This window comes from Streptomyces sp. NPDC000404, assembly GCF_040300365.1.
Taxonomy (GTDB): Bacteria; Actinomycetota; Actinomycetes; order Streptomycetales; family Streptomycetaceae; genus Streptomyces; species Streptomyces ramulosus.
Genome location: NZ_JBEPDN010000013.1, coordinates 244,242 through 268,808, shown reverse-complemented (window position 1 = coordinate 268,808; position 24,567 = coordinate 244,242). Strand labels below are relative to the sequence as shown.

Genomic DNA, 24,567 nt, shown 5'->3' with positions numbered 1-24,567 from the left:
CCCGGGCCCTTCGGGGGCCGGGCGCCCCGCGGATCAGGCGGTGGTGCCGGTGTTGTTCCCGGTGCTGTTGTTCGTGTTGGAGTTGGAGTTCGTGTTCTGGCCACCGCTGGTGTTCTGGCCGCCGTTCGGGTTCTCGGTGGCGGAGCCCGACGGCTCCGTGGCGCTCGTGGTGCCGGCGCCCTTGCCGCCCGCCGCCAGTGCGCCGCCGATGATGCTCTGCAGCTGCTGGGCCGTCAGCTGGGTGTTCTCGTCCTCGATGTTGCTCATGGCGGTGCTGGTCTCCAGCAGCTGCATCATCATCTTGTCCGAGAGGTTGTACGCCGTGGTCAGCTCGTTGAGCAGCGCGGTCGCCGCCTCCTTGAAGCGGTTTTGCAGGTCGACGGCGGGCTGGTAGTTCGGCCCGCCCGGCAGCAGCTTGTTGGGGCCCTGGAACGCCTGGAGGGCGAGGCGGGCCCGGTCCGCCTCGTCGCGCAGCCGGGTCAGCTCGTTCGCCCGGAAACCCTCCAGGGTCGCCTTCGTGAACGTCAGGGTTCCTTTGTCGTCCGCCATGTCTCGCTCCTGCTGGGTGAGGGCGCGCGCACACGGCGCGGCCACGGTGATCGGCGCGGAAGTACGAAGTGGTACGGGGAACGGGGCCCGCCGCGTACGGGGCCACGGGCACGGGCGGCGTGCGAAGAGCGCTCCGCACGCCGCCCGTACGGGCCGTCAGCTGGTGGTCAGGGAGTTCCACTTGTTGTGCTCGTTGCCGTCGACGGTCTGGTAGTTCATCCGGACCTGGCCCAGCGTCTTGCCGCCGATGCCCAGCGTCGCGCGCATCTCGTCGACCTTGCGGATCCAGCTGCGGTGCGCGGCGTCGTACGCCTCGACGGCCTGACCGGACATCTCGCCGCGGACGGTGTTGACCTGGGCGTTCAGCTCATCCAGGTAGTTCTCGATCTGCTGGGTGTAGTTGGCCAGTTCCTGGTGGCCCTGGTCCATGGCGGCATGGTTGGTGCTGAAATCGGAGAGGCTGGGCATCTGGTCGTCCTCACACATCGATGGGGTGGCAGGGGAGAGGCGGCCGCCCGCAGGCAGCCCGGTCGTGGACCGGGACCGGTCCGCGCGCAGCGCTCAGTGGGGGGCGGTCGCCGTCACCCACTTCTTGGACACGTCGAGGTTGTCCGACTCGTTGTTGGTGAAGTTGGTGCGCGTGCCGCTCAGCTGGTCGCCCATCGCCTGGAGGGAGTCCATGAGCGACTTGAGCTGGGTCTGCCAGGTCGCCAGGGCGTCGCCGAAGCCGCCCGAGGCGTTACCCGTCCAGGAGCCGGACAGCGCGACCTTGCTGTTCTCGACGTTGGTCTGGATGTTCTGGCAGCTCTGGTGCGTGTTTTCGATGGCCTGCGCCGCGACCTGGAGCGCGTGCTCGGTACTGGTGAACTGGTTTCCGGCAACCATGCGGAACTCCTCAGAGATCGGCGCCGGACGCGGACCCGGTGTCCGTGTCCCGGCGGGAACGTGCGGTGAACGGCGTCCGGTCCGGCGCGGCCGCGGGACGGTGCGTCATCCGGCCGCCCCCTTCCCGGAGTCTGCGGTGGCACCCGCGGAGGCGCGGCACTCGGGGTCCTCCGGCGCCTGCGGAGCCGTCAGCGCGGGCTGCGCCGCCGCCACCGGATCGAGCACGGGGCCCGTCGGCAGCAGCCGCAGCAGCGCGGTCGGCAGCCGCACGGCCTCCGGCTCGGTGAACGACAGCTTCTTCAGCACCGAGTCGTCGGCCAGCGGGTACTTGGTGCCGTCCCCGGTGACGAGGTACGGCGCGCCGGCGCCGCGGCCGCTGCCCTCGCCGCCGCGGCCCGGCAACGGGCGGGCCAGCACCGCGGTGCCCGGCCGCGCGGTCACCAGCCCCGGCTGCGGGCAGCCCGGCGCGGTGCTCTGCCGCGGCACGATCTCCCGGCCGCCGGCCAGCCGCCGGTCGGTCAGGGTGATCCGCTGGAGCGGCGCGTCGCCGTGCGGGGTGACCGTCAGACAGGGGACGGCGCCGCCGGGGGAGAGCGCACGGGGCGGCGTGGCGGGCAGCCCGGCCAGGAACTCCGCCGGCGCCTTGGCCAGCGCCGGGCGGACCTGGTCCGGGGTGAGGGCGACCGCGGCGGGCGCGGCACCGTCGTAGGCCTTCTTGCGGGTGGCGGCGTCACCGGTCAGCAGCTGCGAGCCGGTGAGGGTGAACGGCACCAGACCGTCCTTGGTCAGCAGGTAGTACTGGTCGGCGGAGCTGGGCGTGTGCACCACGAAGAACTGGCCGACGACCCGCTTCGACCCGCCGATCTCCGGGCCCGCCGAGCCGCGCCCGGGCACGTCCGGCGCCGCCAGATCGGGACCGGCGGGGACCGCGGCGAGGAACGAGTCGTCCACCGCGACCGGCTCGACGGTGCCGTAGCCGAGCGCCTGCACGGCGCCGCTGCGGTCGTCCAGCCGCAGCCGCTGACCGTGCCACAGCAGGTGGACGTTCTTCTTGGCGTCCTGGACGAGCACCGCCTCGGAGTCCGGCAGCGGCGGGCTCTGCGCGCTCACGCCGATCCCCACCGAGGTGGTCGCCAGCTCGCGCCCGTCGTCGCCGGTGCGGCTGGTCGCGCACACCTGCCAGGCACCCCGGGAGAGGTCGTCGCCCGACGGCAGCGAGTCCGGCGCGTCCGGGATGCCGATCGCGGTGCCGCGCGGCACGCCCGCGAGCGACTCCCGCGAGACCTCCTGCACCAGGCCCTTCTCGCCGACGGCGAGCTTCGCCGAGGTGTAGTTGAGGACCGGGCGCAGCTCCCCGCCGCCGTAGAGGTACCGGGCGCCGGTCTCCTTCTCCACGATGATCGCGCCCGCCTGCTGCCAGGACGTGGACCGCCCCGGGAACAGCAGCCCGGACACCGCGAACCCGACGCAGAGCAGCACCCCGATGACCAGTCCGATGACGGTCCCGCGCCGGGTGCGCCCCATATGGGTGTCGATGGCGTCCGGATCGGCGGAGAGCATGCTGGAGGTCAGGCGTCCCACCACGAAGGAGTACGCCTGGACCTGGTCCCGCCGTGACTGCATCTGCTCTCCTGCCACCGTGCTGCGCCCGCTGCTGCCGGGCTGTGTTGTCGGGGTCGTGCCTGCCGGACCGGACGGCGGGTCCGCACCGGTCGCGGACCGGCCGGGAAGACGAAGGGGCGCGCGGGGCCGGTCGTCCGCCGCGCGCCGCGGGACGTCAGCTCAGCCAGGCGCGCAGCGCGCCGAGCGCACCCAGATCGATCAGGACGAGCGGGAGCAGGGCGACGGCGCAGGCCGAGTGGAGCAGGTCGGCGGCGCGCCCCCAGTACGGCACCAGCCGGCGGCCGGGCAGCGCCCAGGAGGCGATGGTCAGTCCGGCGCCGACGATCAGCAGCACCAGCAGGACGAGGGCGCGGGTGCCGGGGGAGCCGTGCCAGGCGAAGCCGAGGGCGGGCAGCAGCAGACCGAGACAGCCGGGTAGTACCACCGACAGCCGCTGGCGGGTGCCGGCCATCGCGCGGGCGTGCAGCACCAGCAGCACGCTGAGCACCGCGCCGAGCACCAGCGGCTCCCAGCCGCTCCCGGTGGACAGCGCCACCAGGCACACCGCGCACATCAGGCCGCAGGCGACGTAGAGGGCGGTCATGTAGCGGTCGGCGACGCGGGTGCGCTCCAGCACATCGGTGGACGGCACCGGGTCGATGCCCTCCTGGAGTTCCTGGGCGTTGGTGGGCAGCGGCGGCAGCCGCAGTCCGGCCAGCCGGAACGACAGCAGGGGGACGAAGGTGCCGAGGATGACGGTGACCGCGGCGACCGGACCGGCCGCCTCCGACGGCGCCAGCCCGGCGGTCAGCCCGAGCACCCCGCCGACGGCGGTGAGGAGGAAGCCCAGCAGGACGGCGGTGAACAGCGGTGCCGCGGACGCCGCCGCGGCCAGCGCCAGGATCGCGGCGCCGGAGCCCGCCGCGGCACCGGCCAGCAGCCGCGCCCCGAGCAGCGGGTCGCCCGCGGGCCCGGCGGGCACGAACCAGCCCGCGACGAAGAGATAGGGGACGGCCAGCAGCCCGAGGGTGGTGCCGGCGACGGCGTCGCCCACGGCCCGGGCGGCGGCGATCGCGCCGAGGAGCAGCAGGACGCCGACGGCGGCGGTGGCCGCGGAGTGCAGCAGCGGCAGGCCGCTGGTGGCCAGCGGGACCAGACCGGCCAGCAGCACGGCGGAGCCGAAGCCGAGGGCGAGGCGCCGGGTGCCCTCCGGACCCCACTGGTCGGCGCGCTCGCGCATCCCGGTGGCGACGCCGTCGACGAGGTCGTCGAAGTGCACGGGGGGCAACTGTTCGCGGCGCGGCCGCAGATGGAGGGTCTCGCCGTCCCGCAGGCCGAGATCTGCGGGGGTCGACTCCTCGTCGAGGGCGGGCCGGCCGAGCCGCTGGAGGACCCAGCCGCCGTGCTCCACGCCCGTTTCGTCGAGATCGCCGCCGGGGACGGAGCCGTGCTCCAGCAGCGAGGGCATCACCTCGACCAGGGGCATGTCGGCCGGCAGACCGATCTCGAAGGAGCGCTCGGGCGCCTTGACGACGATCTTGCATATATCGGCAACGATGGTGCTGCTCACGTCAGTTCTCGCCTTCCGCCCCAACGTCGAGGGTCTTCCACCAGAACGTCCTGCCGGGGCAAATGCCCCTGTTGTAGGCCTGGCCGGTATAAAACGGATAGACATCCGATGACTGTGCTGACGCCTGTTTCTCGATTTTTTCGATGGATGGGGCCTCTGCACAGGCCGCGGAACGTCGTGCTCCCGGCGCGAAAGCAACTCGCTCTGCTTGCGTGGAGGGCGTCCTGGTGGAGAGGAAGTTAACACAAGTCGCTTTAACATTGGCCGGTCTGATGAAAACTTGTGTGATCTTCATCGTCACGGGGCGGTGCGGGGCGACGGGGCCCGCAAACGGCCATGGCATCATCTGGGCCCACCAGCCCGACGCGCCGCCGGCCGCCCGCTGTTGACGGAGCCGACCCTGCCCGGACACCCCCTCCGGACGGTCGGCCGGGCCCGGCGGCGGCCGGCCCCGCACGTACCGAGAGGACCCGTGTGAGCCTCATCCTCTTCCGCCGTCCACCACGCCGGCCGGGTCCTGAAGTTCCCGGTGGCGAACTGGAATTGCAGGAGCCGCCCGTCCTCCCCGAGCGGACCAGCAACCTCTCCGCGCTCTTCACCTATCTGCCGATGGCCATCGCCTCCACCGGCATGGTGCTGATCTTCCTGCGGCCCGGCGGCGGCAGCGGCGTCTTCACCTATATGGTCGGCGGAATGATGCTGGTCAGTACGTTGGCCATGCTGATCGGCCAACTCGTGCGCAGCGCCGGGGAACGCAAGCAGCGGCTCAGCGGCGACCGCCGCGACTATCTGCGTTACCTGTCGCAGAACCGGCGCCGGGTGCGTGAGGCCGTCGTCGGCCAACGCGACGCCCACGCCTGGCGCAACCCCGATCCCGAGGCGCTGCGTTCACTGGTGCGAACGAGTCGTCTGTGGGAACGGCGCACCTCCCACGAGGACTTCGCGGAGGTCCGGCTCGCCGTCGGCGACCAGCGGCTCGGCATGCGCGTCGCCCCCATGGAGACCAAGCCCGTCGAGGACCTGGAACCGCTCGCCGCGCACGCGCTGCGCCGCTTCATCCGCGCCTACACCTCCGTCGCCGACCAGCCGATCGCCCTTTACCTCCGCGGCTATGCCCGCGTCCAGTTCCGCGGCGACGACGAGAGCGCGCGGGCCATGATCCGCGCCCTGATCGGGCAGCTCGCCGTCTTCCACGCACCCGAGGAACTGCGCCTCGCGGCCTGCACGTCCAAGGATGCGCTGGAGCACTGGGAGTGGCTGAAATGGCTACCCCACGCACTGCACCCGACCGAGCACGACGGCGCCGGACAGCGTCGTCTGGTCACCGAGGACACCACCGAATTCGCCGAACTCCTCGGAGGTCTGCTCTCCGATCGGCCACGTTTCGACCCCCAGGCCACCCCTGGCAAGGAGGAGCCGTTCACCGTCGTCGTCCTCGACGGCGCCGACCTCCCCGGCGACGACCGGCTGTCCGGCGGCGGCTACCGCAACTGCGTCGTCCTCGACCTCTCCGGCACCCTCGCCTGGGGCGGCCCGCACACCCTCGGTCTGGAGGTCGAGCCCGGCCGGCTGAGCGCCGTCGGCCGCGACCGCAACGGACGCGAGACCGTCTCCCGGCTCGGCCGCCCCGACGCCCTCGGCCCGGTCCGCGCCCGCGCCCTGGCCCGCATGATCGCGCCGTACCGCATGAGCGTGACCACCGAGGTCGCCGAGCCGCTGGAATCCGACTTCCAGCTCACCACCCTGCTGGGCATCGCCGATCTGCACACCCACGAGCTGGAGCGGTTCCACGAGTTCCGCGGCCCGGGCGAGCGCGACCGGCTGCGCGTCCCGGTCGGCGTCGCCGCCGACGGCTCGCCCGTCGAACTCGACCTCAAGGAGTCCGCGCACAACGGCATGGGCCCGCACGGCATGCTCATCGGCGCCACCGGCTCCGGCAAGAGCGAGCTGCTGCGCACCCTCGTCACCTCGCTCGCCCTCACCCACTCCTCCGAGATCCTCAATCTCGTCCTCGTGGACTTCAAGGGCGGCGCCACCTTCCTCGGCCTGGAGAACCTGCCGCACACCTCCGCCGTCATCACCAACCTCGCCGACGAGGCCGCGCTGGTGACACGGATGCACGACGCCGTCCACGGCGAACTGATCCGCCGTCAGGAACTGCTGCGCGCGGCCGGCAACTACACCAACAACCTGGAGTACGAGAAGGCCCGCCTCGCCGGGACCCCGCTGGCGCCCATGCCCTCGCTCGTCATCATCGTCGACGAGTTCAGCGAACTGCTCGCCGCCCACCCCTCCTTCATGGACCTCTTCGTCATGATCGGACGGCTCGGCCGCAGCCTCGGCGTGCATCTGCTGCTCGCCTCCCAGCGCCTCGACGAGGGCCGCGTCCACCAGCTCGAATCGCACCTGTCGTACCGCATCGGCCTGCGCACCTTCTCCGCCATGGAGAGCCGCGGCGTCCTCGGCGTCCCCGACGCCCACCAGCTGCCGCCCGCCCCCGGCAACGGCTACCTCAAGAGCGACACCGCCACCCTCACCCGGTTCAAGGCCGCCTACGTCTCGGGCCCGTACGAGGCCCGGCGCCGCACCGCCCCGAGCGCCCAGGGCGGCGGCTCGGCCGTCCCCTACCGCTCCGGCTACGTGGCCCCCACCCGCCCCGTCGTCCCCGCCGAGCCCGAGCCGGCCGAGGAGCACGAGCAGCTCACCCTGCTGGAGACCGCCAACCGGCGCCTGCTGGACGCCGGCGGTCCGCCCGCCCACCGCATCTGGCTGCCCCCGCTGGACGTCCCGCCGACCCTCGACGAGATGCTCCCCGCCCAGCCCGACGACCTGGCCCGCCTCTACGACCCCGAGCGCCGCCAGGCCGGACCGCTGCGGGTGCCCGTCGGCGTCATCGACCGCCCCTTCGACCAGCGCCGCGACCCGCTCGTCGCCGACCTCTCCGCCACCGGCGGCCACCTCGGCGTGGCCGGCGGCCCGCAGACCGGCAAGAGCACCCTGCTGCGCACCGTCATCACCGCCCTCGCCCTCAGCCACACCCCGCGCGAGGTGCAGTTCCACTGCCTCGACTTCGGCGGCGGCAACTTCACCGCCCTGGCCGGCCTGCCGCACATGGGCACCATCAGCAGCCGCGTCCACACCGAGCGCGTCCACCGCACCGTCGGCGAGCTGGAGACTCTGCTGACCCGGCGCGAGGAGCAGTTCGCCGAGTCCAACATCGACGGCATCGCCGACTACCGCAGGCGCCGCGCCGCCGGGGAGTTCCCCGAGGACCCCTGGGGCGACGTCTTCCTCGTCGTCGACGGCTGGTCCACGCTGCGCAACGACTTCTTCGACCTCAGCCAGGACATCGCCCAACTCGGCGCCCGCGGCCTCAACTACGGCATCCACCTGTTGATCTCCTCGCCCCGCTGGGCCGACATCCAGCCCGCCCTGCGCGACCAGATCGGCAGCCGCTTCGAGCTGCGGCTCGGCGACCCGGTGGACTCCGTCATCAACATGCGCAAGGCCAAGGAGGTCCCCCGCATCCCCGGCCGCGGTCTGACCGAGGAGACCTTCCACTTCCTGACCGCGCTGCCCCGCACCGACGGCGACGGCAACGCCGCCACCCTCACCGAGGGCACCCAGGAGACGGTCGCCGCCGTGCGCGCCGCCTGGGGCGACCGCCCCGGCGCGCCCGCCGTGCGGATGCTGCCGCACACCGTCCACGCCACCGAACTGCCCGCACCGGCCGGCCGGGACATCCCGCTGGGCCTGGAGGAGACCGAACTCGCCGCCTTCCGCCAGGACTTCGACGCCAACCCGCACCTCGTCGTCATCGGCGACACCGAGAGCGGCAAGACCAACCTGCTGCGGTTCGTCGCCGACTCCATCGTCCGCACCCACACCGCGAGCGAGGCCAAGTTCGCCTTCGTCGACCTGCGGCGCGAGCTGTACGACGCGGTGCCCGAGGAGTACCGCCTCGACTACGCGGTCTCCCTCGACGCCGCCCGCGAGATGGTCCGCAACTGCGCCGCCTCGATGCGGCCCCGCATCCCCGGCCCGGACATCACCCCGGACCGGCTGCGCAAGCGCGACTGGTGGAAGGGCCCGCAGATCTTCCTCATCGCGGACGACTACGACCTCGTCGGCGGCTCCGGCATCGGCGCGCAGACCCCCTTCGAGCCGCTGATCGACATCCTCAACCAGGGCTCGGAGATCGGTTTCCACCTGATCCTCGCCCGCTCCGCGGGCGGCGTCAGCCGCGCCATGAACGACCCGCTGATGCGGCGTCTGATCGAGGCCAACACCAACCGGCTGCTGCTCTCCTGCCCGCCCGGCGAAGGCGTCCTCTTCGGCGACGTCCGGCCCCGTACGTACCCGCCGGGACGCGCCCAGTGGATCGCCCGCCGCCGCAACGTCCAGGTCCAGACGGCCCTGCTGGAGGAGAAGGAGCGCTGAGGCCCCCGGAGGGCTTGCCGATTTCCGCGGGGCCGTGGAGCGACAAGACACCTCCTGGCGGAAGTGCCGGTCACACCAGCGGTGTGGCCGGCGCCGCCGTTTGTGCAGGGCCCCTGCGCGCAGGTGCGCCCGCGCGCCGCATCCGCCGCCCGGGCGGGCCCGTTCCGGCGCACCGAACCGGCCGCACTGCCCCCGCTCGACCTCACCCGGCTGCCGGAGCCCGGCTGAGCCGGAACGCGGCGGCGCACCGGGCGGACGGGCCCGGCGCGCCTTCGTCCGTACGGGATGCGGCTGCTACGGCGCGCGCCACCCGCGGGCCCGGCCGCGCGGGACGACCACCGCCAGCAGCGCCGCGACCGCCGCCACCGCGGCGACCCCGCCCGCCATCGCCCACACCGGCCCGGACGCGACCTGCGGCGGCGGCTGATCCGCCTGGTAGGCGGCGGCGACCGTGCCGGGCGCGGGAGTGCCCTCGCCCGGCCGCAGCGCCGCCACCGCGCCCTCCGGGTCGACCATGCCGTACCCGGTCACCGCGTCCGGCACCGCTCCGGCGCCGCGCACCGCCGTGGCCCGCAGCCGCTCCCGTACCGCGTCGGCCGACAGCTGCGGATCGCGGGCGCGGACCAGCGCGGCGGTACCGGCGACGAACGCCGCCGCCACCGGGTCCCCGCCCCCGGTGAAGTGCCCGCCGCCGGGGCCCACGCTCAGCACCCGGTCGCCGGGGGCCGTCAGATCGACCCGGACCGTCGCCCCGCCGGTGGACGCCGCCTGCTCGGCGGTGCCGCCGAGCGGGGCGCCCGCCACGGTGACGGCGGCGACGCTGACCACCCGCGGATAGGCCGCCGGATACGAGACCCCGCGGCTGCGGTTCTCCGTCCCGGCGCCCGCCACGACCACGACATCCTTCTTCTGCGCATATGCGAGCGCCGACTTCAGCGCCTTGCTGGAGCGCGCCGCACCCACCCCGACCAGCACCACCCGCGCGCCGCGGCCGATGGTCGTGCGGATGCCCGCGGCCACCGCGTCCGGGTCGGCGGCGCCGCCGTACCCCTCCGCCCCGACGGCCGCCCCGACGACCCGCGCCTGCGGGGCGACGCCCTCGAAGCCGATGTCCGGGGTGCGCGCGGCCGCGACCACCCCGGCGAGGAAGGTGCCGTGCCCGGAGCAGTCCTTGCCGGTGCCCGACGCCCGCCCGGACAGCGCCGGGACGGAGGCGTCGAGCCCGCCGTCGATCACCCCGACCGTCACCCCGCGGCCCTCACTGAGCGGATGCGCCTTCTCGATGCCGAGCATCTTCTGCGGCCACGGCGTCGCCCGCGCCGTACCGGAGCTGTGCTTGACGCACTTCGTACCGTCGAGCGCGGTGGAGATCTGCGGCAGTACGGCGGAGTCGGCGAGCGGCGCGGCCACGGCCGGAACGGGCACCGCCGCGGCGAGCAGGACACAGCCCGCCGTGATGGCCCGCAGGGAGAATTTCCGCCGTCGGTCGGACACGAAGGTGCCTCCTGGAGCAGGTCGGACAGCGGCCACCCGAAGGGGCCGGTCTGTGCTTGACCGGGATCATACGCAGAACCGGCCGACGGACGAACGGGCAGGCGAGGCCGGTCGGTTTGTCCCCCGCGGCGCAAGCCGGACCCGCCCGCCGGCCCGCCGCCGCGGCCCGCCCCGCTCAGCCCGCCGGCTTGCGCGCCTCGATCAGGAACCGCGTGGTCCGCGCCTGGAACGGCCCCTCGGCCAGGATCTTCTCGTGCAGCTCGCGCAGCCGGTCGCGGTAGCCGTCCACGGTGAAGCCCGGCACCATCCAGACCACCTTGCGCAGGAAGTACACCACCGCGCCGATGTCGTGGAACTCCGTGCGCAGCGACTCCAGCCGCAGGTCGACGACGTCCAGACCGGCCGCCTCCGCATCGCGCCGGGCGTCGTCCGGATGGCGGCTGCGCCGCACCGCCTCCGGCTGCGGCCCCAGGAAGAACTCCACCAGCTCGAACACGCTGGCCGGACCGACCTGCTGGGACAGATACGTGCCGCCCGGCTCCAGCACCCGGGCGATCTCCTGCCACCACACCGTCACCGGATGGCGGCTGGTGACCAGGTCGAAGGCGCCGTCGGCGAACGGCAACGGCGGCTCGTCCGCATCGGCGACCACCACCACACCGCGCGGCCGCAGCAGCCGCGTGGCCGCCGCGACATTCGGCGGCCACGCCTCCGTGGCGGCCATCAGCGGCGGCAGCCGGTCCACCCCGGCCAGCACCTCCCCGCCGCCGGTCTGCACGTCCAACGCCGCCGATGCGCCCGCCAGCCGCGCTCCCATCAACCGCTGATATCCCCACGACGGGCGTTCCTCCGTCGCCCGCCCCGCCAGCCAGGAGAAGTCCCAGCCCGCCATCGGAGCCTGCTCGGCCTCCGCCACCAGATCCTCGAACGTCTGCGTCACGGGGGCGATGCTCCCAGCCGCCCCGCCCCGGATCCACCCGTTTTCCCCCGCCCGGCGCCCTCCGGGTCGTACCCCGGCCATCGGCCGATCGCCGCGCCGTCAACCGATCGGCTGATACGGCGTCGAGCGCGTCGGCCGATGCCGGGCGCGGGCCCGGCGGGCCAGGCTGGCGCCATGTCCATCATCGAAGTGACGGGCCTGCACCGGGCCTACGGGGGGCGCCCCGCCGTCGACGGCATCAGCTTCACCGTCGACGAGGGCGAGATCTTCGGCATCCTCGGCCCGAACGGCGCCGGCAAGACCACCACCGTCGAATGCGTCGAGGGGCTGCGCGTCCCCGACGCCGGAACCGTACGCGTCGCCGGCCTCGACCCGATCGCCGACCACGACCGGGTCACCGGCCTCCTCGGCGCCCAGCTCCAGCAGAGCGAACTCCAGCCGAAACTCACCGTCGGCGAGGCGCTGGAGCTGTACAGCGCCTTCTACCCGCACCCCGCCGACCGCGGCCACCTCACCGACCGGCTCGGCCTCACCGGCCTCCTCGGCCAACGCTTCGGCAAGCTCAGCGGCGGCCAGAAACAGCGCCTGTTCATTGCGCTCGCCCTCATCGGCAACCCGCGCGTGGTGGTCCTCGACGAGCTGACGACCGGCCTCGACCCGCGCTCGCGCCGCGACACCTGGCAGCTCATCGAGGAGGTCCGCGACAGCGGCGTCACCGTCCTCCTCGTCACCCACTTCATGGAGGAGGCGCAGCGGCTCTGCGACCGCGTCGCGGTGATCGACCGGGGCCGGATCGCCGCCCTCGACACCCCCGCCGGACTGATCCGCGGCGCCGCCACCGCCACCGTCATCTCCTTCACCCCCTCCCGCCCGCCGGACCCCGCTGACCTCGCCGCGCTGCCCGCCGTCACCGCCACCACCCGGGACCGGGACGGCCGCATCACCCTGCACGGCGCCGACGACACCGTCACCGCGCTCCTGTCGCTGCTCGCCCGGCACGGCATCACGGCCGGCCGGCTGCGCGTCACCGACGCCACCCTCGACGACGCCTTCCTCGACCTCACCGACCGGGAGAGCTGAGATGTCCACCGCGACCACGGCGCACACCGCCGTCCTCAAGACCGAGGCGAGACTCTTCCGCCGCGAGCCCGGGGCGCTCTTCTGGCTGGTGGTCTTCCCGAGCGCGCTGCTGACGATCCTCGGCCTCATCCCGTCCTTCCGCGAACCGGGCGCGGCCCCCGGCGGACTGCGCGTCATCGACCTGTACGTCCCCGTCGCCGTGCTGCTCGCGCTGAGCGTCGCCGGGGTGCAGACCATGCCGGTCCAGCTCACCGGCTACCGCGAACGCGGCATCCTGCGCCGCCTGTCCACCACCCCGGCCCGCCCCGCGTCGCTGCTCCTGGCGTCGCTGGTGCTGCACGCCGGCGCGGTCCTCGTCTCCGTGCTGCTCGCGCTCGCCGTCGGCCGCCTCGCGTTCGGCGTGGCGCTGCCCGCCCAACCCGCCGGATACGTCCTGGCGTTGCTGGTCACCACCCTCGCCGCCTTCGCACTGGGCTGCGCGCTGTCGGCCCTGTCCCGGACGGTGAAGGCCGCGCAGACCCTCGGGACGGTCGTCTTCTTCCCGATGATGTTCACCGCGGGCGTGTGGATCCCCGTCCCGTCCATGCCGCAGGCGCTGCGCCAGATCGTCGAGTGGTCGCCGCTCGGCGCCGCCTCCCAGGCGCTCGGCCAGGCGGCCGCCGGACACTGGCCGAGCTGGTCGCACCTGGGCGTGACCGCTCTGTGGGCGGCGGCGCTGCTGACCGTGGCGGTCCGCCGGTTCCGCTGGGAATGACGGACGGACGGGGCGTGCGCCGAGCCGTCCCCGGGCCGCGGGGGAGCCCGGGGACGGCGCGCGGCATCCTGAACGCCATGACGACCGAGAGCCGGCTGACCGGCACCGACGAGCGCTGGGAGCAGTTCCACCGCTGGGGCCCGTACGTCCTGTTGGCGATCAGCACCGCCCTCGCCGTGGTCTCGGGCCCCTTCCTCCCCGCGCACGGCCACCGCGACCTCACCGTCTGGCCGGTCGCCGCCGCGCTCGCCCTCCAGCTGTGGTGGCACCGCAGGCGCCGCACCGCCGGCCGGGGAACGCCGCCCGCCACCGCGTACTTCGCCGTCCGCACCGCCCTGGCCTTCGGCCTGACCTGGATGAACCCCTTCTACTCGATCTTCGCGGTGATGGGGTACTTCGACAGCGGGGCGCTGCTGCCGCCCCGGCTGATGAGGCTCGGCATGGTCCTCACCGCCGTGACGATGGCCGGATCGCAGTCCGGCGGGCTGCCTCCGGGGCCGGGCGCGGTGGGCTGGATCCTCTTCGGCGGGCTCTTCCTGCTCCACTGCGGCCTCGGCCTGCTCTTCGCCCACCTCGCGCAGCGTGACGCCGACCGGGCGGCGGCGAAGGCGGCCGCCATCACCGAGCTGGAGCGGACCAACGCCCGCCTGGAACAGGCGCTTCAGGAGAACGCCGGGCTCCACGCCCAGCTCCTCGTCCAGGCCCGCGAGGCCGGTGTCGCCGACGAACGGCGCCGGCTGGCCGCCGAGATCCACGACACCATCGCCCAGGGCCTGACCGGCATCATCACCCAGCTCCAGGCCGCCGCCGACACCCCCGACGCGCACCGCGCCCGCTCCCACGTCGAGCGCGCCGCCGCCCTCGCCCGCCGCTCCCTGGGCGAGGCCCGCCGCTCCGTCCAGGACCTCGGCCCCGGCGACCTGGAGCACGACGCGCTGCCCGAGGCGCTGGAGAAGCTGGTACGGAACTGGTCGGAGCGGGCGGGCGCCCGCGCCGGACTGACCGTCACCGGCACCGTCGAACCACTCCACGACGAACTGGAGGCCACCTTGCTGCGCATCGCCCAGGAAGCGCTCGCCAACGTCGACCGGCACGCCGCCGCCACCCGCGTCGGCGTCACCCTCTCCTACATGGGCGACGAGGTGAGCCTGGACATCCGCGACGACGGCCGCGGCTTCGACCCGCTGGCGCTGCCCCCGCGCTCGGCCACCGGCGGCTTCGGCCTCGGCGGGATGCGGGCCCGCGCCGAACGCGTCGCCGGGACCCTCGGCATCGAGTCCGAGCCCGGCGCCGGAACGGCCGTCTCCGCTCGCGTACCGTTGGTGCGCCATGGCTGACGACCCGACGATCACCCTCCTCCTCGTCGACGACCACCCGGTCGTCCGCGACGGGCTGCGCGGCATGTTCAGCGCGTCCCTGGGCTTCACCGTGCTCGGCGAGGCGTCCGGCGGCACCGAGGCGGTGGCGCTCGCCGCCCGCCTCGACCCGGACGTCATCCTCATGGACCTGCGGATGCCGGGCGGCAGCGGCGTCGAGGCCATCGCGGAACTCACCCGCCGCGGCGCCCGCGCCAAGGTCCTCGTCCTCACCACCTACGACACGGACTCCGACACCCTCCCGGCGATCGAGGCGGGCGCCACCGGCTATCTCCTCAAGGACGCCCCGCGCGACGAACTGTTCACCGCCGTCCGCGCCGCGGCGGCCGGCCGCACGGTCCTCTCGCCCGCCGTCGCCTCCCGTCTGGTCACCGCCGTCCGCTCCCCGGCCCCCGCCGACGCCACCCTCTCCGCCCGCGAACGCGAGGTCCTCGCCCTCGTCGCCAAGGGCACCTCCAACCGCGAGATCGCCCGCGTCCTCTTCATCAGCGAGGCCACCGTCAAGACCCATCTCACCCACATCTACGCCAAGTTGGACGCCAAGGACCGCGCGGCGGCGGTGGCGAACGCGTACGACCGGGGGATTTTGGGATAGCGGGGCGGAACCGGCGAAAGGCCGCACCGGCAGCCGGAATACGGCGCCGGAGACGCGGAATTCGGCGCCTGGAGGACAAAAAGTAAAGGCAGGGATGGATATCCGCTCCCTGCCACTCTCAAGATATAGCGCACAGGGGGCCTTGCCGCAAGGCCCCCAAGGCGTCGCAGAATATCCGCCGCACGTCCGGGACCAGCGCAAACGACAGGCCGCCGGTCCGGAGCGGACCGCCACGTGCCGGGCCACAGGCCCGTGGAAAACATTCCGTGGAACGGGGTATTCGATGCAGGACGCAGCGCACGACGCAAGGCGTGACGCGATGAATGACGCGATGAACGAAGCGAAGAATGAAGCGGAGAACGGCGCGGAGAACGACGAGCCGCGCCGGAAGACGTATGACGTGATCGTGGTCGGTGGCGGGCCGACCGGTCTGATGCTGGCGGCGGAATTGCGGCTGCACGGTGTCGGCGTCGTCGTGCTGGAGCGGCTGGCCGAGCCGTCCGGCCAGTCCCGCGGGCGCGGTCTGCACGCGCGCAGCGTGGAACTGCTGGACCAGCGCGGACTGCTGGAGCGCTTCTGCGCCGCCGGTGAGAAGTTCCGGGCCGGCGGCCTGTTCGGGGGCATCATCACGGCGTGGCCGGACGGGCTGGACACCGCCCATCCGTACGGCCTCGCCATCGGCCAGCCGGACACCGAGCGGCTGCTGGAGGAGCGCGCCCGGGAACTGGGCACGGAGATCCGCCGTGGCACCGAGGTCGTCGCGCTGCGCCAGGACGCGGCCGGGGTGAGCGTCGAGGCGGCGGACGGCAGCCGTCTGCGCACGCGCTACCTCGTCGGGTGCGACGGCGGCCGCAGCACCGTCCGCAAGCTGGCCGGCATCGGATTCCCTGGTGAGCCCGCCACCACCGAGACGCTGCTCGGCGACATGGAGGCGACCGCGGACCCGGCGGAGATCGCCGCCGCCGTCGCGGAGGTCCGCCGCACCCAACTGCGGTTCGGCGTCATGCCCGACGTGGACGGGAAGGCGGGCGTGCACCGCTTCCTCGTCCCGGCCGAGGGCGTCGCCGAGGACCGTACGGCGCCGACCCTGGAGGAGTTCCGGGAGCAGCTGCGGGCCTGGGCGGGGACCGACTTCGGGGTGCACAGCCCGCGCTGGCTGTCCCGCTTCGGCGATGCCACCCGGCAGGCCGAGCGCTACCGCGCGGGCCGGGTGCTGCTGGCCGGCGACGCCGCCCACATCCATCCGCCGACCGGCGGCCAGGGCCTCAACCTCGGTATCCAGGACGCGTTCAACCTCGGCTGGAAGCTCGCCGCCGAGGTGGCCGGGTGGGCGCCGGACGGGCTGCTCGACACGTACCACGCCGAACGCCACCCGGTGGGCGCCCAGGTGCTGGCCCACACCCGCGCCCAGATGACGCTGCTGGGCACCGACCCGGGCCCGGCCGCACTGCGCGCGCTCCTCTCCCGGCTGATGGAGATCGAGGAGGTCAACCGGCACATCACCGGCCTCATCACCGCCGTCGACGTCCGCTACGACCTGGGCGGGGGCCACGCCCTGCTCGGCCGCCGGATGCGCGACCTGCCGCTGACGCGGGGCCGCCTCTACGAGCGGATGCACGACGGCCGCGGTCTGCTGCTGGACCGCACCCGCAAGCTCACCGTCGCGGGCTGGGAGGACCGCGTCGACCGCGTCCCCGACAACGCCGTCGCCCCGGACGTGCCCGCCGCCCTGCTGCGGCCGGACGGCCATGTGGCGTGGGTCGGCGACGACCAGGGGGAGTTGGACGAGCGGCTGGCGGAGTGGTTCGGGGCGCGGGCCGGAGGCGGCAGCCGGTGACACGGCGGCCGGCGGCCTTCTTCCCGTAGGCGTATCCGTACGGGAACGCGTGCGGTCCGTGCGCGGTGCACGGGCCGCCGGGGACGACTGTGGGCGGCGCCGTCCGCGCTCTCGCCCGCTCCGTCCGGTCAGCGGCCGGCGGTGCGGGCGAGGAAGTCCTCGATGACCTCCAGCCACTGCCGGGGCTGATCGGCGAACGGGCAGTGTCCGGAGAGGACTTCGACGGTCTCGGCGGTGGGGACGGCGGCGGCCAGCTCGCGTTGGAGCACCGGGGAGACGAGCCGGTCCTCGGTGGTGACGACGACGAGGGCCGGCACCGTGAGGCCCGCGAGTTCCTCGCGGACGTCGATCCTGCGGACCAGGTTCACCTGCGCGGTGGGGCCGGAGGTCAGCCCGGCGGCGAGCTGCTCGGTGTCGGCCCGGACCTGGGCCGGGGTAAGGGCGTGCAGGGCCGGTTCGCTGAGCGCCATCAGCTGTGTGTAGGCGGCGAGCGCGGTGAGGTGCCCGGCCTCCAGGAGCTGCTGCCAGACGGCGGCGACCAGTTCGGTGCGGGCGTCGGTGTACCCGAACGTCGCGGTCAGGACGAGGGAGCTGACGCGCTCCGGGTACCGCGTGGCGAGGCGGATCGCGACCGGGCCGCCGAGCGAGTACCCGCTGACCGCGAAGGTGTCCAGCCCTTCGGCGTCGGCCGCCGCGATGAGCTGGTCCGCCAGCGTATCGACCTCCAGGCGGTCCGCCGCCGGGGTGGCGCCGGAGCCGGGGTAGTCGACGCCGACGACGGTGTGCCGCGCGGCGAGCCCGTCCAGGATCGGCCCGTAGTTGTCCTCGATGCTGCCGCTCGCGCCGTGGGCGAGCAGCAGGCCGGGGCCCTCGCCTCGGACGGTGCGGGCGAAGGCGGCCGGGATCGGTGTCGTCATCAGGGGGTCCTTTCGGGCAGGAGGGCGCCGCACCGGACAGCTGTAGCGATCACTAAAGCTGGGTGCGGGGCGACCGTAGCAGAGCTTCTTTAGCGATCGCTACGGTTGGGCGATAGGGTGCGGGCATGAGCAGCGTGAACTCGCCGTCCAAGGCCGCAAGGAGAGGCGGCGGGCCGACCCGCCGCGCATTCGACCGCGACCGGGCGCTGGCCGCCGCCCTGCGGGAATTTTGGACATACGGGTACGACACGACGTCCATCGCCACGCTGACCGAAGCGATGGGGATCAAGCCGCCCAGCCTCTATGCCGCCTTCGGCGACAAACGGCAGCTGTTCGAGGAGGCCCTCCAGCTCTACGTCCGCACCCACGGCACCACGCCCTCGCGCGGGACGGACGCCCGCTCGGCCGTCGCCGCGATGCTGCGGCACCTCGCCGCGGACTACACCGACCCCAGTCATCCGCCCGGCTGCCTCATCATCAGCGCGGCGGCCAACTGCGGCCCGGGCTCGCAGGGCGTCAAGGACCGGCTGCGCGCCCTGCGCGAGGAGGCCAAGGCCGCGATCGCCTCCTGCATCCGCGGCGACATCGACGCCGGACGCCTCCCCGCCACCACGGACGCCGACGCGCTGGCCGCCTTCTACGCGGCGGTCGTCCAGGGGATGAACCAGCAGGCCTGCGACGGGGTGGGCCGGGAGATGCTGGAGCGCCTCGCCGACGCCGCGATGTCGGCGTGGCCGGCGCCGCCGGCCGGCGGCGCGGACTGAGCCACGACGCGGCGGTGCCGACGGGGCCGGACGGGGCGGACGGCCCGACGGGTGCCGGGCGGTCCGCTCAGGCGTGACCCCGGCGCCACACGAGGGTGTAGCGCCAGAACAGCCGGCGGCGCAGCCGCGCCCCGGGCAAGGCGCCGCGGGCCTCCCGCACGATGTCGGGAAAGCTCATCTCCGCCGGCCGGGTCGGGGCGGTCATCGAGACCGGGCAAGGTGCCCTGCGGCCCTTGTTCCTGAGCCATCCGATGACGGCGTTCAGCGGGCAGGCGGCGGCGCCGAGCAGGAAGTCGCCGGCGCTCTGCGCCCGGTACAGCCCGACGATCACCAGGGTGCCGCCGGGGCCAGCTGCCGGCGGAAGGCGGTGAGCGCCTCGGCGAAGGGCAGATGGTGGACGGTGGCGACGCAGGTGATGACGGAGTGGGGGCCCGCGGGGATGCCGGCCGGCGCCTCCGCGACGGTGAAGGTCACCGGGGCCGAGGGCGGCGTCAGCCGCCGCGCCCGCGCGGTGATCGCCGGGTCGGCGTCGATGCCCCGGACCGCGGTGGCGCGGGTGGCCAGGAGCCGGCTCAGGTCGCCGCTGCCGGAGCCGACGTCCAGCGCATCGGTAAAACGCGCGGGCAGCTGCCGCAGGATCCACCGGTGGTAGTGGGCGTTGTGGTCCCAGGGATGGGCGGCGTTGAACCGGTCGAGCGCGCGGAGGACCCGCTGCGGCAGTGGCGTCATGCCCTCAGTCCACCAAGTCCCTGCCCCTGCGGCGCCGCGTTCGGGGGAATCCGGCCAACGGAGAGGCGACGGACGGGCTGCGCGGCGTACGCACCGGGGATCTTGCGGGCTTCCGGCTGAGACGCGGCGCGTGAGCCGGACTCCTGGCGGTCCGGCCGGCCCGGGCGGGCGTCGTGGCCGCCCCGCGGTCAGCGCCCGTGTCCGGCGGGCGGTTGCTCGGCGAACGAGGCGCGGTACGCGCGCGGGCTGGTCGCCAGGCGGGACGCGAAGTGCTGGCGCATGGTGACCTCGCTGCCGAAACCGGACCGGCGGGCGACCTCGGGCATGGGCAGGTCGGTGCGTTCGAGGAGTTTTTGGGCCGCGGCGATGCGGTGGTCCACGAGCCAGCGCAGCGGGGTGGTTCCGGTGGCCGCCGCGAAGCGCCGGGCGAAGGAGCGCGGCGACATCCCGACGCGGGCGGCGAGCGCGGACACGGTGAGCGGTTCGCCGAGATGCGCCAGGGCGAAGGCGCGTACCTCGGCCAGCGTGTCCGCGTCGCGGTCGGCGTGCCCGGTCGGGTGCTCGATGAACTGGGCCTGGGTGCCGGTCCGGAACGGCGCGGTGACCATGGAGCGGGCGACCGTCGCGGCCACCTCCGCGCCGTGCATGGTGCGCACCAGGTGCAGGCACAGGTCGATGCCGGCGGCGGTGCCGGCCGAGGTCCACAGATTGCCGTCCTCGAGGAACAGGGCGTCCGGCTCGACCCACACCCGCGGATGCCGGGCCCGCAGCTGATCGGCGAGTGCCCAGTGGGTCAGCGCCCGGCGGCCGTCCAGCAGGCCCGCCTGGGCGAGCGTGAACGCCCCGCCGCACAGCGCGGCGATGGTGGTGCCCCGGGCGTGGGCGCGGCGCAGCGCCGCGAGGATCGGCTCGGGGGCCGGGGTGAGGTCGTCCAGGCCCGGTACCAGGATCAGCTCGGCGCGCGGCAGCCAGGCCGGCGTGCGGTCGGGGGTGAGCGCGAGCCCGCCGCGCATCGGTACCGCCTCGGGGCCGGCGGCCACCCGGCGCAGCTCGAACGCGGGGACCCCGCGATCGGTGCGGTCCGTGCCCCACACCTCGGTGATCACCGTGACGTCGAAGGCCCGGATGCCCGGGAAGGCGAGCAGGGCGATGCGGTGGGCCGGGGCCGGTCGGATCATCCTGGCAGTAAACCATCGATCGCTGTCTTTCCTCCTGCTGTCGGCGGGCTCGGCCCGGAGGCAGGATCGTGGGCATGGAGATCACACGGAACGCCGCACTGGTGGTGGTGGACGTACAGAAGGGCTTCGACGCACCGGAGTTCTGGGGCCCGCGCAACAACCCGGCCGCCGACCGGAACATCGCTTCCTTGCTCGCCGCCTGGCAGGACACGGACCGGCCGGTCGTCTTCGTACGCCACGACTCCGGCGATCCCGGCTCACCGCTGCGGCCCGGGTGTGCGGGCAACGGCTTCAAGGAGTACGTCCAGGAGCGGCGCGGCAAGGGCGGCGGCCCGGAGCTGCTCGTGACCAAGTCCGTGAACTCGGCGTTCTACGGCACCCCCGACCTCGACGGCTGGCTCAAGGCGGCGGGCACCGCCCAGGTCGTACTGGCCGGCATCCAGACCAACATGTGCGTGGAGACCACCGCCCGCATGGGCGGCAACCTCGGCTACGACGTGCTGGTCGCCCTCGACGCCACCCACACCTTCGACCTGACCGGCCCGAACGGCTGGCGCCTGACGGCCGACGAGCTGAGCCGGGCGAGCGCCGTCTCACTGCACGGCGGCGGCTTCGCCCGGGTGGTGACAACCGGCGAACTGGTGGCAGCCGCCCGGCCCTGAGCTCCGGATCGGGGATGCGGGCCACCGCCCCGGCGCCGGTGCCGGTGGCCGGGGCCGCAGTGCGCGGAGACACGAGCCCGGTGCGAGTACGAGGAGGGCGTGACCACACCGCAGAGCCGGCTGATCGCCGTGCTCCTTGCCGTTCAGCCCGGGTGGGTGCCTTCCGGGGGGTGGCCAAGCGTGCGCTGCATCAGCACGGTGTCGAGCCGGCGGCCGTGCTTGTGGCCAACGGCGACCAGCCGGCCCGCGTCGGTGAAGCCGAAACGGCGGTGCAGTGCGACCGAGGTGTCGATGCCGGTGTCGGCGATGACGGCGATCATCTGCCGTACGTGAGTCCGGGCGCAGGCGGTCAGCAGGGCTTTCAGCAAGGCGCCGCCCAGGCCTCGGCCCGTCCGGCCGGGGGCGAGGTAGATCGAGTTCTCGACGGTGTGCCGATAGGCGGGTTTGGGACGCCAAGGGGCCGCGTAGGCGTATCCCACGACTTCGCCGGCGAGTTCGGCGACCAGAAAGGGCAGTCGCTCGGCGGTGAGGTCGTCGAGCCGCCGGTGCCAGGCGGCCACCGAGGGAGGGGTCTCCTCGAAGGTGATCACGGTGTGCCGGACGTAGTGCGCGAAGATCTCGGCCACGGCGCCCAGGTCGGCCGGGACCGCCGGGCGGATCACCGGCTGCATGGCTGTCACAGCGCGGAGTGTAGGCCGCGCAGGACGGGCCACCGGTTCGGCGGGGACCGATACCGAAGGCCTCCTCCACCGCCCGAGCGCGCGCCCCATCCCGCCGGCACGGGCCGGAGCCGCCGCTGCGCCACCCCTCGAATGGATTGCATAAAACTTCCCTCGACCGTATAGTCATGCCATCGAGGAGGAGGGTCCCATGGCGGTACGTGCAGCAGTGGCCGGTGCGAGTGGGTATGCGGGGGGTGAGGTCCTGCGCATGCTTCTGGGGCACCCGGAGGTCGAGATCGGCGCGGTGACCGGGCACTCCAACGCCGGGCAGCGCCTGGGTTCCCTCCAGCCGCATCTGCTCCCGCTCGCCGACCGCGAGGTGCAGCCGACCTCCGCCGAGGTGCTGGCCGGGCACGACGTCGTCTTCCTCGCGCTGCCGCACGGGCAGTCCGCGGCGGTCGCCGCGGAGCTGGGCCCGAACGTGCTGGTCATCGACTGCGGCGCCGACTTCCGGCTCCGCGACGCCGCCGACTGGGAGGCGTTCTACGGATCGCCGCACGCCGGTTCCTGGCCGTACGGGCTGCCCGAGCTGCCCGGTGCGCGGGCGGCGCTCCAGGGCACCCGGCGGATCGCGGTGCCGGGCTGCTACCCGACCGCCGTCGCGCTGGCCCTCTTCCCCGCCTACACCGCGCACCTCGCCGAGCCCGAGGCGGTGATCGTCGCGGCGTCCGGCACCTCCGGCGCCGGCAAGTCCGCCAAGCCGCATCTGCTGGGCTCGGAGGTCATGGGTTCGATGAGCCCGTACGGCGTCGGCGGCGGCCACCGGCACACACCGGAGATGATCCAGAGCCTCAGCGCGGTGGCGGGCGAGCGGGTCGGCGTCTCGTTCACGCCGACGCTCGCACCGATGCCCCGCGGCATCCTCGCCACCTGCACCGCCAAGGCGCTCCCGGGCGTGGACGCGGAGGCGGTCCGCGCCGCGTACGAGAAGGCGTTCGCGGACGAGCCGTTCGTGACGCTGCTGCCCGAGGGCCAGTGGCCGGCGACCGCCGCGGTCTGCGGCGCCAACACCGCGCAGATCCAGGTGGCCCTGGACCCGGCGGCCGGGCGGATCGTCGCGATCTGCGCGATCGACAACCTCGCCAAGGGCACCGCCGGCGGCGCGGTGCAGAGCATGAACCTCGCCCTCGGCCTCCCGGAGACCACCGGGCTGCCGCTCGTCGGGATCGCCCCGTGAGCCGTACGGGCGGCACGGGCGGGCAGGACGGGGCGGGCGCCGGGTCCACGACGGACGCGGCCGGAGCAATGATCGAGGAGAAGCAGTGAGCGTCACGGCAGCACAGGGATTCACGGCGGCGGGCATCGCCGCCGGGATCAAGGAGAACGGCAACCCGGACCTCGCCCTCGTGGTGAACCACGGGCCGCGCCTGGCCGCCGCGGGCGTCTTCACCTCCAACCGCGTCAAGGCCGCGCCGGTCCTCTGGTCCGAGCAGGTCCTGAGGGGCGGCGAGGTCTCCGCCGTCGTCCTCAACTCCGGCGGCGCCAACGCCTGCACCGGCCCGCAGGGCTTCCAGGACACCCACGCCACCGCCGAGAAGACCGCCGAATCGCTGAACACCGCGGGCCACGACGAGACCGGCGGCCACGCCCCCGGCACCGTCGCCGTCTGCTCCACCGGCCTGATCGGCGAACTGCTGCCGATGGGCAAGCTGCTCACCGGCGTCGACAAGGCCGTCGCCCAGCTCACCCCGCACGGCGGCGAGAAGGCCGCCATCGCCATCAAGACCACCGACAGCGTCCACAAGACCGCCGTCGTCTCCGGCGACGGCTGGACCGTCGGCGGCATGGCCAAGGGCGCCGGGATGCTCGCACCGGGCCTGGCCACCATGCTCGTCGTCCTCACCACCGACGCCGATGTGCCCGCGGCCGAACTGGACGCCGCACTGCGCGCCGCGACCCGCACCACCTTCGACCGCGTCGACTCCGACGGCTGCATGTCCACCAACGACACGGTGCTGCTGCTGGCGTCCGGCGCCTCCCGCGTCGTCCCCGAGGCCGCCGCGTTCGCCGAGGCCGTCCGCGCCGTCTGCGACGACCTGGCCCGGCAGCTGATCGGCGACGCCGAGGGCGCCAGCAAGGACATCCGCATCGAGGTGATCCATGCCGCGAGCGAGGACGACGCCGTCGAGGTCGGCCGCTCCATCGCCCGCAACAACCTCCTCAAGTGCGCCATCCACGGCGAGGACCCCAACTGGGGCCGGGTCCTCTCCGCCATCGGCACCACCTCCGCCGCCTTCGAGCCCGACCGGCTGAACGTCGCCATCAACGACGTCTGGGTCTGCAAGAACGGCTCGGTCGGCGAGGACCGCTCCCTGGTCGACATGCGCTACCGCGAGGTGCGCATCACCGCCGACCTCGCCGCCGGCACCGACTCCGCGGTCATCTGGGCCAACGACCTCACCGCCGACTACGTCCACGAGAACAGCGCGTACTCGTCGTGACCCACCGCCCGCAGCCCGTCGCCCGCGCATCC

At 73.8% G+C, this 24,567-nt stretch carries 21 protein-coding genes and 1 pseudogene; 10 read left to right on the top strand and 12 right to left on the bottom strand.

The window, feature by feature from the left end:
- Positions 1-33: 33 nt before the first annotated feature.
- The 6 genes from ABT345_RS25465 to ABT345_RS25440 form a co-directional block, all read right to left on the bottom strand.
- Complete coding sequence (locus ABT345_RS25465) at positions 34-549, bottom strand: hypothetical protein (RefSeq protein WP_345092133.1); 516 nt, start codon at positions 547-549, stop codon at positions 34-36.
- A gap of 156 nt (positions 550-705) precedes the next feature.
- Positions 706-1,017, bottom strand: coding sequence for a WXG100 family type VII secretion target (locus ABT345_RS25460; RefSeq protein ID WP_345092130.1), 312 nt, complete (start codon positions 1,015-1,017; stop codon positions 706-708).
- Between the two features lie 93 nt (positions 1,018-1,110).
- Positions 1,111-1,434 carry a WXG100 family type VII secretion target gene (locus tag ABT345_RS25455; protein ID WP_345092128.1) on the bottom strand — a complete coding sequence of 108 codons (324 nt, stop codon included), beginning with the start codon at positions 1,432-1,434 and terminating at the stop codon, positions 1,111-1,113.
- A 105-nt stretch (positions 1,435-1,539) separates the two neighbouring features.
- Positions 1,540-3,057 (bottom strand): type VII secretion protein EccB, encoded by a 1,518-nt coding sequence (eccB, locus tag ABT345_RS25450; protein WP_345092125.1) that lies wholly within the window; start codon positions 3,055-3,057, stop codon positions 1,540-1,542.
- A gap of 154 nt (positions 3,058-3,211) precedes the next feature.
- Positions 3,212-4,606, bottom strand: coding sequence for a type VII secretion integral membrane protein EccD (gene eccD / locus ABT345_RS25445; protein WP_345092122.1), 1,395 nt, complete (start codon positions 4,604-4,606; stop codon positions 3,212-3,214).
- A 1-nt stretch (position 4,607) separates the two neighbouring features.
- The gene (locus tag ABT345_RS25440) at positions 4,608-4,907 is read right to left on the bottom strand and encodes a hypothetical protein (protein ID WP_351323394.1); all 300 of its coding nucleotides are present in this window, start codon (positions 4,905-4,907) and stop codon (positions 4,608-4,610) included.
- Between the two features lie 242 nt (positions 4,908-5,149).
- Here ABT345_RS25440 and eccCa point away from each other — a divergent pair, with 242 nt between their 5' ends.
- Positions 5,150-9,046, top strand: coding sequence for a type VII secretion protein EccCa (gene eccCa, locus ABT345_RS25435; RefSeq protein WP_345092119.1), 3,897 nt, complete (start codon positions 5,150-5,152; stop codon positions 9,044-9,046).
- Between the two features lie 294 nt (positions 9,047-9,340).
- On the opposite strand, the gene ABT345_RS25430 is transcribed toward eccCa, so the two are convergent.
- Positions 9,341-10,540: a S8 family serine peptidase gene (locus ABT345_RS25430; RefSeq protein WP_345092117.1), complete on the bottom strand. Its 1,200-nt coding sequence runs from the start codon at positions 10,538-10,540 to the stop codon at positions 9,341-9,343.
- A 175-nt stretch (positions 10,541-10,715) separates the two neighbouring features.
- Positions 10,716-11,432, bottom strand: coding sequence for a class I SAM-dependent methyltransferase (locus ABT345_RS25425; RefSeq protein ID WP_386459911.1), 717 nt, complete (start codon positions 11,430-11,432; stop codon positions 10,716-10,718).
- Between the two features lie 222 nt (positions 11,433-11,654).
- On the opposite strand from ABT345_RS25425, the gene ABT345_RS25420 reads away from it, so the two are divergent.
- The 5 genes from ABT345_RS25420 (at position 11,655) to ABT345_RS25400 (ending at position 17,122) form a co-directional block, all read left to right on the top strand.
- Entirely contained in the window at positions 11,655-12,560 is a 906-nt protein-coding gene (locus tag ABT345_RS25420) for an ABC transporter ATP-binding protein (protein WP_345092111.1), read from the top strand.
- A 1-nt stretch (position 12,561) separates the two neighbouring features.
- Entirely contained in the window at positions 12,562-13,314 is a 753-nt protein-coding gene (locus tag ABT345_RS25415) for an ABC transporter permease (RefSeq protein ID WP_345092108.1), read from the top strand.
- A gap of 77 nt (positions 13,315-13,391) precedes the next feature.
- Positions 13,392-14,651, top strand: a complete 1,260-nt coding sequence (locus ABT345_RS25410; RefSeq protein WP_345092105.1) for a sensor histidine kinase — start codon at positions 13,392-13,394, stop codon at positions 14,649-14,651.
- The gene (locus ABT345_RS25405; protein ID WP_345092102.1) at positions 14,644-15,285 is read left to right on the top strand and encodes a response regulator; all 642 of its coding nucleotides are present in this window, start codon (positions 14,644-14,646) and stop codon (positions 15,283-15,285) included. The genes ABT345_RS25410 and ABT345_RS25405 overlap by 8 nt, the downstream gene beginning before the upstream one ends.
- A gap of 331 nt (positions 15,286-15,616) precedes the next feature.
- Positions 15,617-17,122: an FAD-dependent monooxygenase gene (locus ABT345_RS25400; protein WP_345092099.1), complete on the top strand. Its 1,506-nt coding sequence runs from the start codon at positions 15,617-15,619 to the stop codon at positions 17,120-17,122.
- Positions 17,123-17,250: 128 nt separating this feature from the next.
- On the opposite strand, the gene ABT345_RS25395 is transcribed toward ABT345_RS25400, so the two are convergent.
- Positions 17,251-18,039 (bottom strand): alpha/beta fold hydrolase, encoded by a 789-nt coding sequence (locus tag ABT345_RS25395; RefSeq protein WP_345092096.1) that lies wholly within the window; start codon positions 18,037-18,039, stop codon positions 17,251-17,253.
- Positions 18,040-18,164: 125 nt separating this feature from the next.
- Here ABT345_RS25395 and ABT345_RS25390 point away from each other — a divergent pair, with 125 nt between their 5' ends.
- Positions 18,165-18,803 (top strand): TetR/AcrR family transcriptional regulator, encoded by a 639-nt coding sequence (locus ABT345_RS25390; protein ID WP_345092093.1) that lies wholly within the window; start codon positions 18,165-18,167, stop codon positions 18,801-18,803.
- 67 nt (positions 18,804-18,870) lie between these two features.
- Here the strand turns inward: ABT345_RS25390 and ABT345_RS25385 are convergent.
- Positions 18,871-19,532, bottom strand: a pseudogene (locus tag ABT345_RS25385) (class I SAM-dependent methyltransferase).
- Positions 19,533-19,720: 188 nt separating this feature from the next.
- Positions 19,721-20,710, bottom strand: coding sequence for a GlxA family transcriptional regulator (locus ABT345_RS25380; RefSeq protein WP_345092090.1), 990 nt, complete (start codon positions 20,708-20,710; stop codon positions 19,721-19,723).
- A gap of 74 nt (positions 20,711-20,784) precedes the next feature.
- Between ABT345_RS25380 and ABT345_RS25375 the strand changes: the two genes are divergently transcribed.
- Complete coding sequence (locus tag ABT345_RS25375) at positions 20,785-21,372, top strand: cysteine hydrolase family protein (RefSeq protein ID WP_345092087.1); 588 nt, start codon at positions 20,785-20,787, stop codon at positions 21,370-21,372.
- Positions 21,373-21,515: 143 nt separating this feature from the next.
- Here ABT345_RS25375 and ABT345_RS25370 read toward each other — a convergent pair whose 3' ends face one another.
- The gene (locus ABT345_RS25370; protein WP_386459882.1) at positions 21,516-22,052 is read right to left on the bottom strand and encodes a GNAT family N-acetyltransferase; all 537 of its coding nucleotides are present in this window, start codon (positions 22,050-22,052) and stop codon (positions 21,516-21,518) included.
- Between the two features lie 190 nt (positions 22,053-22,242).
- Between ABT345_RS25370 and argC the strand changes: the two genes are divergently transcribed.
- Together argC and argJ are read left to right on the top strand one after the other, a co-directional pair.
- Positions 22,243-23,271, top strand: a complete 1,029-nt coding sequence (argC, locus tag ABT345_RS25365) for an N-acetyl-gamma-glutamyl-phosphate reductase (RefSeq protein ID WP_345092084.1) — start codon at positions 22,243-22,245, stop codon at positions 23,269-23,271.
- 85 nt (positions 23,272-23,356) lie between these two features.
- Positions 23,357-24,535 (top strand): bifunctional glutamate N-acetyltransferase/amino-acid acetyltransferase ArgJ, encoded by a 1,179-nt coding sequence (gene argJ, locus ABT345_RS25360; RefSeq protein ID WP_345092081.1) that lies wholly within the window; start codon positions 23,357-23,359, stop codon positions 24,533-24,535.
- The last annotated feature ends 32 nt before the right edge of the window (positions 24,536-24,567 follow it).